The following is a 12,180-nucleotide window of genomic DNA, read 5'->3' as shown; positions in this document are numbered from 1 at the left end:
ACTGAATAAATGTATGAAAATTAGAGCAATCATCCATCCCGCAGAAGAAGGTGGCTATTGGGCTGAAGTTCCCGCACTTCCTGGGTGCATTACCGAAGGAGATACTATGGAAGAAGTGATAGCTAATTTAAAAGATGCGATGGTCGGTTGGCTCGATGTTGCTAATAGTCATGAAGCAATCGCGTAGCCTCGATCTTTACCCCACTCTATCCAAGCTGATGCCATCTGTTTTACCCTACCCCTTTGTTCCGGTTTAATGGGATTTTCACCCGTAATTTCATTCAATGCAGCTAACCAGTAAAGGGGATTTTTTTTGAGTTCCGATAGCAACAGCGGTACGACTTGAGAACCCATATTAATAATTTCCTGATATGCAGGATGCTGAGACATTTGAGCTGTCGAAGACATTCCCGCAACTTCACTCTGCCATTCCGTAGCAAGAGTATAAAATTTGTCAATTACCTCGATCGCAATTTCAGCATTTTGACTGCAAATATCTCGATCGGTATTTGCTGGGGGATTTTCTCGTTGCGCGATCGAGCTTTCAATGTTCATCAAGATTAATTCTTCGATGGATACATTCATCTGGGCAGCAACTTTTTGTAGCTTCAGCATCAGCCGGTCTGAAATGGCGATCGAGGTGGTGTTCATCGTTAAATACCTGATTTATAATTAACCACAGAGAACGCAGAGATTACAGAGAGGGGGAGAGTATATCGAGGGAATACTAAAATCGGAATTGATATCACCCGCCGATTTGGGACATAGTGCGGCTATAACTTCCTTGAGTAGTTCCCGAATCTCGCTGCTTGAAATTAATCTCCGGTTTAATCTCTAATATGTGCCGCACTTGATCGCGCAATTCGCCTGTAGACACCCCATTCCGTAAAGCAGTTTTTAAGTCAATTTGACCAGTTTCGTTCAGCAGACAAGGCCGCAGCCACCCGTCAGCAGACAAACGCATCCGGTTGCACCGATCGCAAAAACACTCGGACATTTGGCTGATAAATCCTAAAGTGCCCTTCGCCCCCGGAATTTGAAACACATCCGCCGGCCCGTTACCGCGCACTCCCGAGTCTGCTAACCCGTATTTGTCGCTAATTCGTTGTCGCAATTCGGCTGATGCTACCCAACCTTTATCGCCAAATAAATCCCCATTCCCGATCGGCATAAACTCAATAAAACGAACGTGCCAATTCCGGTTAATTGTTAACGCCGCTAAATCCAATATTTCGCCGTCATTGACACCGGGAATTACCACAACATTCAGTTTCAGCGGGTCGAATCCTGCTTGATAAGCCGCTTGAATTCCCTCCCAAACCTGCGTCCATCGCGATCGTCCCCGACTGCCAATTATCTTATCGAAAGTCTCCGGTTCCAGCGAATCCAAACTAATATTAATCCGCCGCAAACCAGCATTGTAGAGATTTTCGGCCATTCCGGCGAGCAAAAATCCGTTAGTTGTCATCGATAAATCTCGTGTTTCGGGCATTGAGGCGATCGACCTCACCAATTCCACCACCCCAGGGCGCAGCAGCGGTTCTCCACCCGTCAAGCGAAACTTGGTAAATCCCACGGGTATAAAAACTTCCCGCAGCAGAGTTAGCAATTCCGAGTGAGTTAACAACTGCTGCTGCAATACATAGTCCAACTCGCTACCTTCCGGCATACAGTAGAGACAGCGGAAGTTGCAGCGGTCAATCAAGCTAATCCGAAGGTAGTCTACGGTATCCATGTCAATAGTTTGTAATATTATTTAATTATAAATGCTGACTCGATTTTCTGCAATTATTGATAGAGAGCAATAAACCTGCATCAATTTCTTTTCACCTTCCCCCTCCTCTCTTACTCTGCGCCCTCTGCGCCCTCTGCGGTTAATAAAAAAAATATCATTCACAACTCAAATAAACTTGCTAAATATATGTTTTTTGAATTTGAAGCTGATTTTGTGGAAGCCCTGCGCTGCATCCCGATGCAGGTACGTCTCAAGTTAGATACTTGCGGTATTAAATTAAAGTTGCAGGATTGGAATCATTTTAACCAAGCAGAACGTGAAATCCTTGTAGAGAAACCTTGCTTGACACCAGCAGAAATTATTGATTACCGAGAACAGCTAAATAAAATATTAATTCAACACACAGGCAAACCGGGAACTGATTTGGCGGTTGATGAAAATCCCCCGTGGATGGATGCTGCAACTGTACCGGAGTCAGTTTCTGCAAAAGCGCAAGAGCTCGGCGTGACAATTTCTTTGGCACAGTGGGCGAGTTTGCAGCCTCTACAGCGATTTGCTTTGATTAAGCTTAGTCGATCGAGCCACGAGAATAAAAACTTTCTCCCGGCGCTTCAAGAGTTTCAACTTATTGAATAAGTATATGGTAAAAAGTTTGTAGCCAGGGCGAGCAATCGCTCAATATAGGTTGTTGGTTGGGAACGATTTATTTACCATATTCCGTCATTTTCTGCGGCAATAGAACTCCTAATTACCATTTACTTTCAAGACACCATGTCTAACAATCCTCAGTTTTTTGATCCACTGCCCTACTCAGCTTTCAACAATCCATCAGCAGGAAGTGCCATCAGCCCATTTAGCCCAGTTAGGTTCACTTACTTTTATTTGGAAGACTTTGAAGACGGCGCTTTAAATACACCGGGTGTTACTGTTTCTGAGTTTGCCACAACAAATATTGCAACAACCTTCAGCGACTCGGTGGACGGCGATGACGGAGTTATTGATGGTCAGGCCAGGGTAAACAGCAGCAGCTTATTCTCGAATTTGAGGACTAGCAGCTTTACCTTCAACTTTTCCGCTAATGCACTTGGGGGTCAATTACCAACCCATGCTGGAATTGTCTGGACGGATATTGGCAGGAATGGTGGCGGCACACCCCGGTCTGGCGACTTGCTAAATAACACGTTATTTGAGGCGTTTGGGCCATCGGGAGAATCTCTGGGGGTTATCGGTCCCTTTTCGCTGGGTGATGAGAGTATTTCGCGTACAACCTCAGAAGATAGATTCTTTGGAGTGGTCAATCAAAACGGGATCTCATCAATTCGATTGTCGATGCCCGGTAAAAATAACTGGGAAGTCGATCATCTTCAATATGGTTTCACACCTGGAACCATTTCTCCTTCCCCCTTGGGCCCCAATGGCCTCTTCTTCAACCTCTCCACCAATGCCGATAACTTTACCATCGATCCAGCTCTAGTCGGCAATCTACTGGTTCAAGGTTTAGATGGTAACGACTTGATCCAAGGGTCGCCATCGGCCGATCGGGTAAATGGCAATGCCGGCAACGATACTATACTAGGAGGCGACGGCAACGATACGCTCTGGGGCGGTCGCGATAACGATCGCATCGATGGCAACGCCGGCAATGACATTATCGCTGGAAACCTCGGAAATGATACGCTCTCTGGCGGTTCTGGTGACGACCTCATACGTGGCGGACAAAACAACGATGTGCTCAATGGAGGAGAAGGTAACGACCAATTGGTAGGTGACTTAGGTAGAGATATTCTGACAGGTGAAGCTGGAAACGATCTGTTTGTACTGCGGGTGAATGCAGCCGCCTCCAATGTATCTGAAGCCGATGTTATTGCGGATTTTACGGCGGGTCAAGATGCGATCGCCCTCACCAACGGACTTGCATTTGCAGGAATTGCCTTAGAGGCTTCGGGTAGCAATACAGCGATTCGGATTGTTGCTACCGGACAAATTTTAGGGGTTGTTACCGGAGTCCAAGCTGCTGCTCTAAGCGCAGCCAATTTTACCACGTTGAATGGGGACTTTTAACTGTTATCAGTTATAGCAATCCTCAAGCTGAATGCGGCGAAGTAGTTTTCTGAAGACGACTGCAAGAAGACTAAAATTTATAGGATTTCAGTCGGTTTTTAACCGACTTGTGCTATGAGACAGGGAATTAATTCCCTGTCGGTCTTCTGGACAATCCGACAGCCCGACAATCCGACAGCCCGACAGTCCGACAGTCCGACAGTCCGACAGGGGGTTGCAAACCCCTGTCTCATAGTGAAAGTCGTCGGTCGCCGACTAAAAATGATGATGCGTTCAGTCGGTTCTGCCTGGTAACGCAGATAGGCGAGAAGAGCCTCCAATTTACCCTTCGCCACGCGAGGCAGAGCAAGAGTGACATCGGTTCCCAGGCTCTTCCTAGAAACCAGTAAAGTAAAAAATATGATTAATTTTATTTTAAGTATTGTTACCGCCGCGTGGTATTATTTTTCTGAGTTTGCAAAGCACTCGCCTGCTACCTGCCTTAGTTTCTGAGCTTCGTGAACACGCAAAACACACCCACCGAACCCACACCAGCAACCGAGGATATTCCTCAAGCTGGCACAGTCTCGACAGTCTCGACAGTCTCGTCCGAGACAACCAATCCCATGCAAGACTTTTATCGCCTCCAACAAGAGTTGTTGGCGTACACCCTTGCTTTTACGGCGATTATTTTTATCTCCGTTTGGATTTTTTACTCCCTCAACATTGCCCTGAATTATTTGCTTGGGGCGAGCACAGGTGTGGTTTACTTAAAGATGTTGGCTAGAGACGTTGAACGAATCGGCAGCCAAAATCAACGCATCAGCAAGACAAGGCTCGGTGTGTTTTTAGCGGTGATGATAGTAGGAACACAGTGGAATCAGCTACAGATTTTACCGATATTTTTGGGATTTCTGACTTACAAAGCTGCGCTGATGGTTTACGTGATCCGAAGTGCATTAGCACTAGACTACAGGTAGGTCAGGCAAGAAGAGCAAAACTCAACTCATCGATTTGTATGGGGAAGCCCGTTGAATGGCAATGCTTGACGTTCTAAACACCTTTAATCGTTTCCCCCTCGCCGAATTGGAAGTTGGCCAGCAGTTGTACTGGCAACTCGGCAATCTGAAAGTGCATGGACAGGTTTTTCTAACCTCGTGGTTTGTAATTGCTGTTTTAGTCGTAGTTTCGATTTTAGGAACCAGCAAAATCCAGCGTATTCCCAGCGGAATGCAAAATTTTATGGAGTATGCGCTGGAATTTATTCGGGATTTGGCTAAAAACCAAATTGGGGAAAAAGAATATCGCCCTTGGGTACCGTTTATTGGTACATTATTTCTGTTCATCTTTGTGTCAAACTGGTCTGGCGCTCTAATTCCTTGGAAGCTGATTAAGCTGCCATCAGGCGAATTGGGAGCTCCTACCGCTGACATCAACACCACGGTAGCATTTGCACTGCTGACTTCTCTAGCATATTTCTATGCAGGTCTCAGCAAAAGCGGCTTGGGGTATTTCGCCCACTATGTTGAACCGGTGCCTTTCATGTTGCCGTTCAAAATCATAGAAGATTTCACTAAGCCTCTGTCCCTGAGTTTCCGTTTGTTTGGCAACATTCTTGCGGACGAATTGGTGGTCGGAGTGCTAGTCTTGCTAGTGCCTTTATTTGTTCCTCTGCCAGTGATGGTTCTGGGACTATTTACGAGTGCAATTCAAGCTTTGATTTTTGCAACCTTAGCCGCCGCCTACATTGGTGAAGCTCTAGAAGGCGGTCACGGCGAAGAACACCACGATTAACTAACGATAAACGGCTAAGAATGAAGGAGGAAAAATAAAAATTCTGAACTCAAACTTTCTCCCGTTAAATCGGACAATTCTGTAGACTTTCTGTTCTCAATTTTGTACTTTAGATAAGGAAAATCATCATGAACCCAACAGTTGCTGCCGCTTCCGTAATTGCCGCCGCTTTGGCAGTAGGTTTAGCTGCAATCGGCCCTGGCATCGGTCAAGGTAATGCAGCAGGTCAGGCTGTAGAAGGTATTGCCCGTCAGCCGGAAGCAGAAGGTAAAATTCGCGGCACCTTGCTGTTGAGTTTGGCGTTCATGGAAGCGCTCACAATTTACGGTTTGGTCGTAGCCCTAGTGCTGCTGTTTGCCAACCCCTTCGCATAATAATTGGAAATTTTAGATTTGAGGTTTTGGCGATTCTAATCCAAAATCTCAAATCTAAAATCGATTAAGCGAATTAGATGGAAGCCGTCAAAAAATCATGATGCACTGGACAGTATTACTAGCAGTTGAAGAAGCGGCTAAGGAAGGGGGACTGTTTGATATAGATGCTACGCTGCCTCTGATGGCGGTGCAGTTTTTAATTCTAGTCGCAGTCTTGAATGTAATTTTTTACAAGCCGCTCAGCAAGTCAATTGACGATCGCGCCGATTACATTCGCAACACTCAAGTCTCCGCCCAAGAACGCTTGGCAAAAGCTCAGCAACTAGCGCAGCAGTACGAGCAAAAACTGGGAGAAAGTCGCAAACAGTCTCAATCAGTAATTGCTGCTGCTCAAGCTGATGCCCAAAAAATTGGGGCAGCAAAAGTAGCTGAGGCTCAACAAGAAGCTCAAGTCGCGCGGGAAAAGGCTGGGCAAGAAATAGAGCAGCAAAAGCAAGAAGCAATGCGCTCACTAGAACAACAAGTAGACGCGCTCAGCGGCCAAATTATTGAAAAGCTATTAGGGCAGTCGCTGGCCAAATAGCGAGACAGAAGAGTTTTAGATTTTTGATGAAATCTCAAATCTAAAATCGCTTCACCCAATCTGCACGCGCAATTATGGAAGAGTATCATGGGGACTGTTTTATTGCTAGCCACAGAAGCTAGCGGCGAAGGTGGTTTCGGTTTAAATTTCGATATTTTAGAAACCAACCTGATTAACCTGGTCATTATTATTGCAGTGCTGTTTTATTTCGGGCGCGGATTTGTAGGTAAAATCCTGACAGAGAGGCGTTCGGCCATCCAAGAGGCGATTCAAGAAGCAGAAAAACGCCAAAAAGATGCAGCAGCAGCTCTAGCAGAGCAACAGCAAAAATTGACTCAAGCGCAAGCAGAAGCGGAACGAATTCGTGCCGCTGCTGAAGAAACTGCCCAGAAAGCAAAAGAAGCAATTCTAGCTCAGGCAGCGCAAGACGTAGAACGCATGAGAGCAACAGCAGGTCAAGAGTTGGAAGCGGAGCGGGAAAGAGCGATCGCCCAACTGCGATCGGCGGTTGTATCTCTGGCATTAGCAAAGGTGGAAAGCCAGCTAAAAACTAGCTTGGACGACAGCGCTCAACACCAATTAATCGATCGCAGCATTGCGTTACTGGGAGGCTAAAACGTGAGTACAGTCAGCACAGAAGTCTTACAGCCTTACGCATCTGCCTTGATGTCACTGGCTCAGTCCAACAATCTCTCAGAGAAGTTCGGCGAAGACATTCGTTCTTTGCTGAGCCTGCTAGAAGGTTCAGAAGACTTGCGTCAATTTTTAGCCAATCCGCTGGTAAAACCGGATGCTAAAAAAGCCGTGATTCAGCAAATAGCGGGTGAAGAAATGAGCCCCTTGATGCACAGCTTTCTGAAGCTATTAGTAGACAAAGGAAGAATTCTTTTTTTAGAAGGAATTGGCAAACAATACTTGGCAAGGCTCCGAGAACTCAACCAAACAGTATTGGCTGAAGTTACATCGGCAGTCCCGCTTTCAGACGCTCAACAGCAGACTGTTCGCGAGAAAGTGCAGGCGATGACCAGCGCTAGTCAAGTAGAAATTGAAACCAAAATAGACGCAGATTTAATCGGCGGTGTGGTAATCAAAGTAGGCTCTCAAGTAATTGATGCCAGCCTGCGGGGACAATTGCGCCGTCTGGGAATTCGCTTGAATTCCTGAGAGTTAATAGCTGATGACTATTAGCTAATTTAATTAGCAGTTAACGGTTGGTAGTTTTGAACAACTGATAACTGACAACTGACAACAAACAACTGACAAAAAACAACTGACATGGCAGCAATCAGACCTGACGAAATTAGCAGCATTATTCGCCAGCAAATTGAACAGTACGACCAAGATGTAAAAGTCTCTAACGTCGGTACTGTTCTGCAAGTAGGCGACGGCATTGCCCGGATTTATGGCTTGGATAAAGCTATGTCTGGGGAATTGCTAGAATTTGCCGACGGCACCGTGGGCATTGCACTGAACCTCGAACAAGATAACGTGGGTGCCGTGTTGATGGGCCAAGGCCTCGGCATTCAAGAAGGTTCGGCAGTTACTGCTACTGGCAGAATTGCTGAAGTCCCCGTGGGTGAAGCAATGTTGGGACGGGTAGTTGATGCTTTGGCCCGTCCGATTGACGGCAAAGGAGAAATTAAAACTACTGAATCTCGCTTGATTGAATCTCCGGCGCCGGGGATTGTTTCTCGCCGTTCTGTTTACGAACCGATGCAAACAGGAATTACCGCTATTGATGCGATGATTCCGGTGGGAAGAGGACAGCGGGAACTGATTATCGGTGACAGACAAACCGGTAAAACTGCGATCGCGATCGACACAATCATCAACCAAAAATCGGAAAACGTGATCTGCGTTTACGTGGCGATCGGTCAAAAAGCTTCTACAGTAGCTAACATCGTCAACGTCCTGCAAGAAAAGGGCGCGATGGACTACACGATCGTAGTAGCAGCCAACGCTAGCGACCCCGCAACCCTGCAATACCTGGCTCCCTACACAGGTGCTAGCTTAGCCGAGTATTTCATGTACAAAGGCAAGCACACTTTGGTCATTTACGATGACCTTTCCAAACAAGCACAAGCTTACCGCCAAATGTCTCTGTTGCTGCGCCGTCCTCCCGGTCGCGAAGCTTATCCCGGAGACGTGTTTTACCTGCACTCTCGCTTGCTAGAACGCGCTGCTAAATTGAGCGACGATTTGGGCGAAGGCAGCATGACTGCTTTGCCAATTATCGAAACCCAAGCTGGTGACGTTTCGGCTTACATTCCGACGAACGTAATTTCGATTACCGACGGTCAAATCTTCCTTTCTTCGGACTTGTTTAACGCTGGTTTGCGTCCGGCAGTAAACCCCGGTATTTCGGTATCGCGGGTAGGTTCAGCGGCTCAAACTAAGGCGATGAAAAAAGTAGCCGGTAAGGTGAAACTGGAATTGGCGCAGTTTGAAGAACTGGCAGCATTTTCTCAGTTTGCTTCTGACTTGGATAAAGCTACTCAGAATCAATTGTCGCGCGGTCAGCGCTTGCGGGAACTGTTGAAACAGCCCCAAAGTTCGCCTCTGCCGATGAACGAACAAGTGGCTGTAATCTATGCCGGTATTAACGGCTATATGGATGACATCCCAGTGGAAAAAGTCAGCAAGTTTACTGTTGGTTTGCGCGACTATTTGCGGACTAGCAAGCCGAAGTACGGCGAAATTGTTCAAGGCGGAAAAGCCTTGACTGATGAAGCTGAGAAGCTGCTGAAAGAAGGTATCACTGAATACAAGCAAAGTTTCTTAGTTTCTGCGTAATTAGTCATTAGTCATCAGTGATTAGCGGGTGAAATTGTTAGGGACACGGCTCTTGGAGTGTCCCTAGATTAAGGACACGGCATTGCCCATTGGTGTCAACAAACACGTTAAACCCGCAGTCCGACAGGGGTTAAAACCCCTGTCTCAAAGCAAAAGTCCTCTGAAGAGGACTGAAGAATTTATTAGTCCTCTTCAGAGGACTTTCGCTATTAGACAGGGACTTCAGTCCCTGGCGGGCTTTCGGCTTAAGTTGACACGAATGGGCAGTGCCGTGTCCCTACGGTGGGTTAAAAAATGCCGTTTCTCGATCGCGCACAAGCTTAAAAATTGATGGCTGGGAACTAAGAACTCAGAATAAAAGCTAAGAAAAAAGGAGAAAGTTATGGCAAATCTGAAAACTATTCGCGATCGCATTAAGTCGGTCAAGAACACTAAAAAGATTACAGAAGCAATGCGCTTGGTGGCCGCTGCAAAGGTGCGCCGCGCTCAAGAACAGGTGACTGCTACTCGGCCTTTTGCCGATCGACTGGCAGAGGTATTGTACGGTTTGGCGGAACGCTTGCAGTTTGAAAACCTGGATTTGCCGCTGCTGAAAAAACGCGAAGTGCGATCGGTGGGACTGTTGGTAGTTTCGGGCGATCGGGGTTTGTGCGGCGGCTACAACAGCAACATCATCAGATACGCCGAAAATCGCGCTAAGGAAATCAAAGCTGAAGGCTTAGACTACAAATACGTGTTGGTAGGACGTAAAGCTACTCAGTATTTCCAGCGCCGCGAACAGCCGATCGATGCTACTTACGCTAACTTAGAACAAATTCCCACAGCACCGGAAGCGGCACAAATTGCTGACGAATTGCTTTCTTTGTTCCTGTCGGGAACTGTGGACAGAGTTGAGCTAATTTACACCAAGTTTGTATCGCTAATTAGTTCGCGTCCGGTAATTCAAACTTTGCTGCCCCTCGACCCCCAAGGTTTTGAAGTGCAAGACGATGAAATCTTCCGCTTGACGACGAAAGGCGGAGAGTTTCAAGTATCGCGCGAAAAGGTTGCTGCACCTACTAAGAAGAGTTTGCCCCGCGACATGATTTTCGAGCAAGATCCGGCGCAAATTCTGGATGCTCTTTTGCCATTGTATTTGAACAACCAATTGCTGCGGGCTTTGCAAGAGTCTGCTGCTAGCGAGTTGGCTGCGCGGATGACGGCGATGAACAATGCTAGTGAGAATGCTAGCGATTTGATCGGTAGTTTGACGCTAACTTATAACAAGGCGCGGCAAGCGGCAATTACTCAGGAAATCCTGGAAGTTTGCGGCGGTGCTGAGGCTTTGAACGGTTAGGTTAGGGTTGACAATTTGTTGATTTTATGGTATGCGTCTGGGGGAACTCAGGCGCTTTTTTTATTTATAAAGTTGTTACAATTGACCACAATGTACTAACAAAGCCAAACTCAAGATTTTTTGCAGAAACCGGGTTTATGAGCGTAAATCATAGCTAAATGACTTAAATTAACGCTCTGTAGCGTTTTTCGCGGAAAACGGCATTTTTTGCACTCTTGCATTAGTATGCACTAAGGCATATAGTTAAACTAATGCACCTGTATGCAAAAAGCTGGTTTTTAGGCAAACTACATAAAAATGTCAAAATGTATATGTTGTAAAGCCTTGAGCCTGTATGGATGAAAACAAGACTGTGGCTATTAGAGTAGAAATGCCGCCGGATCTGCGGAACCGATTTAAGTCGGCTGTTGCTAGGGACGGTAAAAATATGAGGGATGTTTTGCTGGAATTTATGGAGCAATATGTCATGAAGGCTGAGCAACCAAAAATAGAAGCAAGTCAAAACCAAAACAACACATAGCTGCTGTGTGCAGTGGTGGAGCGATCGCATACAGGGCATGACATTTAGTTTTTAAACTGTAAGGGAAGTCTGAAGTGAGGAGCGATCGCGTACCGAATCCAAAGCCAGAAAACGTACATCATGTTACAGATCCCGAACTCTGCGAAAAGATGGGCGAAAAATACCACTGGCGGTTAAAAGAAATCCGAGTAACTCGTAACACCCCCCCTGATGTGGCTTGCGTGTTTGACGGGGAACAAACCTCGTTTCAGGATATGTGGCAAGATTACCAAGATTAAAGGAAAGGGAGGAAAAATGGCAAAAAAAATCTGGATTGTCTACAAAACCGAAAGCATGAGTGCTCCGGGCTGGGAAGAACGTCAGCTTATGCCGAGGGGCGGTCTAACTAATATACTTTGGGAAAATTGGACTTGGGAAGAAAACCCAGAAATTCCTCAAGTAGGGGACAAAACCCGCGATTATGAAAATCTATCTGACCCCGGTAATGGAGTCACCCACGGGAAAGATGGAGATTGGGTAGTTACTCGCGTTCAGCAGTTTTTTGCTTCCGATACTGAGGAGCGAATTGTGGTGTGTTACTGTTCTTACCAACCTGTTACATCTGATTGGGAAGCGCTACAACAAAGCGAGTCTGTCAATCAGATGCTAGCAACTGTCGAGCAATATTGAGTGGATAATTAGTTCTTAAAAGCGATCGACTATTCCTGCACAATTTCCACCAAGTCTTCAATCATCACATCAAAGGTTCGGGCCAATTTGTGTATGGAAATGAAGTCAATGGTGGACACTCCCGGACAGCGGGCGTAGTGTCTGACGGTGCTGTAAATTACTCCCGATCGCTCTGAAACCTCTTTCAGCGTCCAACCTTTCTCAGCAGCGAATTCTCTGACTTTTAGCCTGACTAAACCCATACTTGACAAATGATGGTGTACCATCATAGGATAGTTTTATCCCAAAAAGCGATCGCCCCAAGGTCTGCACAACTGACGGTCGATCGCCGATTCA

At 46.4% G+C, this 12,180-nt stretch carries 17 protein-coding genes; 14 read left to right on the top strand and 3 right to left on the bottom strand.

Annotated elements, in window-relative coordinates; translation table 11 throughout:
• Positions 1-13 precede the first annotated feature (13 nt).
• A complete protein-coding gene (locus QUB24_RS15695; RefSeq protein ID WP_333154057.1) occupies positions 14-187 on the top strand; it encodes a type II toxin-antitoxin system HicB family antitoxin in 174 nt (57 codons plus the stop codon).
• On the opposite strand, the gene QUB24_RS15690 is transcribed toward QUB24_RS15695, so the two are convergent.
• On the bottom strand, positions 169-651 hold the full coding sequence (locus tag QUB24_RS15690) for a hypothetical protein (RefSeq protein ID WP_333154056.1): 483 nt from the start codon (positions 649-651) through the stop codon (positions 169-171). The genes QUB24_RS15695 and QUB24_RS15690 overlap by 19 nt on opposite strands.
• Positions 652-745: 94 nt before the next feature.
• On the bottom strand, positions 746-1,735 hold the full coding sequence (gene moaA / locus QUB24_RS15685) for a GTP 3',8-cyclase MoaA (RefSeq protein WP_333154055.1): 990 nt from the start codon (positions 1,733-1,735) through the stop codon (positions 746-748).
• A 186-nt stretch (positions 1,736-1,921) separates the two neighbouring features.
• Here moaA and QUB24_RS15680 point away from each other — a divergent pair, with 186 nt between their 5' ends.
• The 13 genes from QUB24_RS15680 to QUB24_RS15620 all read left to right on the top strand — a co-directional run bounded on the left by QUB24_RS15680 (position 1,922) and on the right by QUB24_RS15620 (position 11,844).
• Positions 1,922-2,371 carry a nitrate reductase associated protein gene (locus tag QUB24_RS15680; protein ID WP_333154054.1) on the top strand — a complete coding sequence of 150 codons (450 nt, stop codon included), beginning with the start codon at positions 1,922-1,924 and terminating at the stop codon, positions 2,369-2,371.
• Between the two features lie 135 nt (positions 2,372-2,506).
• On the top strand, positions 2,507-3,796 hold the full coding sequence (locus QUB24_RS15675; protein ID WP_333154053.1) for a hypothetical protein: 1,290 nt from the start codon (positions 2,507-2,509) through the stop codon (positions 3,794-3,796).
• Between the two features lie 497 nt (positions 3,797-4,293).
• On the top strand, positions 4,294-4,755 hold the full coding sequence (locus QUB24_RS15670) for an ATP synthase subunit I (RefSeq protein WP_333054529.1): 462 nt from the start codon (positions 4,294-4,296) through the stop codon (positions 4,753-4,755).
• A gap of 55 nt (positions 4,756-4,810) precedes the next feature.
• Positions 4,811-5,569 (top strand): F0F1 ATP synthase subunit A, encoded by a 759-nt coding sequence (atpB, locus tag QUB24_RS15665; RefSeq protein WP_006631104.1) that lies wholly within the window; start codon positions 4,811-4,813, stop codon positions 5,567-5,569.
• Positions 5,570-5,697: 128 nt separating this feature from the next.
• A complete protein-coding gene (atpE, locus tag QUB24_RS15660) occupies positions 5,698-5,943 on the top strand; it encodes an ATP synthase F0 subunit C (protein WP_006631105.1) in 246 nt (81 codons plus the stop codon).
• Positions 5,944-6,040: 97 nt separating this feature from the next.
• Positions 6,041-6,526, top strand: coding sequence for a F0F1 ATP synthase subunit B' (locus QUB24_RS15655; RefSeq protein WP_333154052.1), 486 nt, complete (start codon positions 6,041-6,043; stop codon positions 6,524-6,526).
• Positions 6,527-6,613: 87 nt separating this feature from the next.
• Positions 6,614-7,141, top strand: coding sequence for a F0F1 ATP synthase subunit B (locus QUB24_RS15650; RefSeq protein WP_333154051.1), 528 nt, complete (start codon positions 6,614-6,616; stop codon positions 7,139-7,141).
• Positions 7,142-7,144: 3 nt separating this feature from the next.
• Positions 7,145-7,690, top strand: a complete 546-nt coding sequence (atpH, locus tag QUB24_RS15645; protein WP_333037345.1) for an ATP synthase F1 subunit delta — start codon at positions 7,145-7,147, stop codon at positions 7,688-7,690.
• 111 nt (positions 7,691-7,801) lie between these two features.
• Positions 7,802-9,319: a F0F1 ATP synthase subunit alpha gene (atpA, locus tag QUB24_RS15640; RefSeq protein WP_333037344.1), complete on the top strand. Its 1,518-nt coding sequence runs from the start codon at positions 7,802-7,804 to the stop codon at positions 9,317-9,319.
• A 382-nt stretch (positions 9,320-9,701) separates the two neighbouring features.
• A complete protein-coding gene (locus QUB24_RS15635) occupies positions 9,702-10,655 on the top strand; it encodes a F0F1 ATP synthase subunit gamma (protein ID WP_333102797.1) in 954 nt (317 codons plus the stop codon).
• A gap of 334 nt (positions 10,656-10,989) precedes the next feature.
• Entirely contained in the window at positions 10,990-11,175 is a 186-nt protein-coding gene (locus QUB24_RS15630; RefSeq protein ID WP_333048362.1) for a hypothetical protein, read from the top strand.
• Between the two features lie 74 nt (positions 11,176-11,249).
• On the top strand, positions 11,250-11,453 hold the full coding sequence (locus QUB24_RS15625; RefSeq protein WP_190657376.1) for a hypothetical protein: 204 nt from the start codon (positions 11,250-11,252) through the stop codon (positions 11,451-11,453).
• Positions 11,454-11,469: 16 nt separating this feature from the next.
• A complete protein-coding gene (locus tag QUB24_RS15620; RefSeq protein WP_333154050.1) occupies positions 11,470-11,844 on the top strand; it encodes a hypothetical protein in 375 nt (124 codons plus the stop codon).
• 29 nt (positions 11,845-11,873) lie between these two features.
• Here QUB24_RS15620 and QUB24_RS15615 read toward each other — a convergent pair whose 3' ends face one another.
• Complete coding sequence (locus QUB24_RS15615; RefSeq protein WP_106149042.1) at positions 11,874-12,086, bottom strand: helix-turn-helix domain-containing protein; 213 nt, start codon at positions 12,084-12,086, stop codon at positions 11,874-11,876.
• Positions 12,087-12,180: the final 94 nt, after the last annotated feature.

This window comes from Microcoleus sp. B9-D4 (assembly GCF_036705105.1).
GTDB lineage: Bacteria > Cyanobacteriota > Cyanobacteriia > Cyanobacteriales > Microcoleaceae > Microcoleus.
Note: the sequence above shows the minus strand (reverse complement) of the source record. Positions and strands in the feature narration are given on the sequence as shown.

What these genes read in the sequence shown, in the direction of transcription:
- QUB24_RS15695 (WP_333154057.1), top strand. Translation starts at nt 14, where the DNA reads ATGAAAATTAGAGCAATCATCCATCCCGCAGAAGAAGGTGGCTATTGG.
- QUB24_RS15690 (WP_333154056.1), bottom strand. Translation starts at nt 651, where the DNA reads ATGAACACCACCTCGATCGCCATTTCAGACCGGCTGATGCTGAAGCTA.
- moaA (WP_333154055.1), bottom strand. Translation starts at nt 1,735, where the DNA reads ATGGATACCGTAGACTACCTTCGGATTAGCTTGATTGACCGCTGCAAC.
- QUB24_RS15680 (WP_333154054.1), top strand. Translation starts at nt 1,922, where the DNA reads ATGTTTTTTGAATTTGAAGCTGATTTTGTGGAAGCCCTGCGCTGCATC.
- QUB24_RS15675 (WP_333154053.1), top strand. Translation starts at nt 2,507, where the DNA reads ATGTCTAACAATCCTCAGTTTTTTGATCCACTGCCCTACTCAGCTTTC.
- atpB (WP_006631104.1), top strand. Translation starts at nt 4,811, where the DNA reads ATGGCAATGCTTGACGTTCTAAACACCTTTAATCGTTTCCCCCTCGCC.
- atpE (WP_006631105.1), top strand. Translation starts at nt 5,698, where the DNA reads ATGAACCCAACAGTTGCTGCCGCTTCCGTAATTGCCGCCGCTTTGGCA.
- QUB24_RS15655 (WP_333154052.1), top strand. Translation starts at nt 6,041, where the DNA reads ATGATGCACTGGACAGTATTACTAGCAGTTGAAGAAGCGGCTAAGGAA.
- QUB24_RS15650 (WP_333154051.1), top strand. Translation starts at nt 6,614, where the DNA reads ATGGGGACTGTTTTATTGCTAGCCACAGAAGCTAGCGGCGAAGGTGGT.
- atpA (WP_333037344.1), top strand. Translation starts at nt 7,802, where the DNA reads ATGGCAGCAATCAGACCTGACGAAATTAGCAGCATTATTCGCCAGCAA.
- QUB24_RS15635 (WP_333102797.1), top strand. Translation starts at nt 9,702, where the DNA reads ATGGCAAATCTGAAAACTATTCGCGATCGCATTAAGTCGGTCAAGAAC.
- QUB24_RS15630 (WP_333048362.1), top strand. Translation starts at nt 10,990, where the DNA reads ATGGATGAAAACAAGACTGTGGCTATTAGAGTAGAAATGCCGCCGGAT.
- QUB24_RS15620 (WP_333154050.1), top strand. Translation starts at nt 11,470, where the DNA reads ATGGCAAAAAAAATCTGGATTGTCTACAAAACCGAAAGCATGAGTGCT.
- QUB24_RS15615 (WP_106149042.1), bottom strand. Translation starts at nt 12,086, where the DNA reads ATGGGTTTAGTCAGGCTAAAAGTCAGAGAATTCGCTGCTGAGAAAGGT.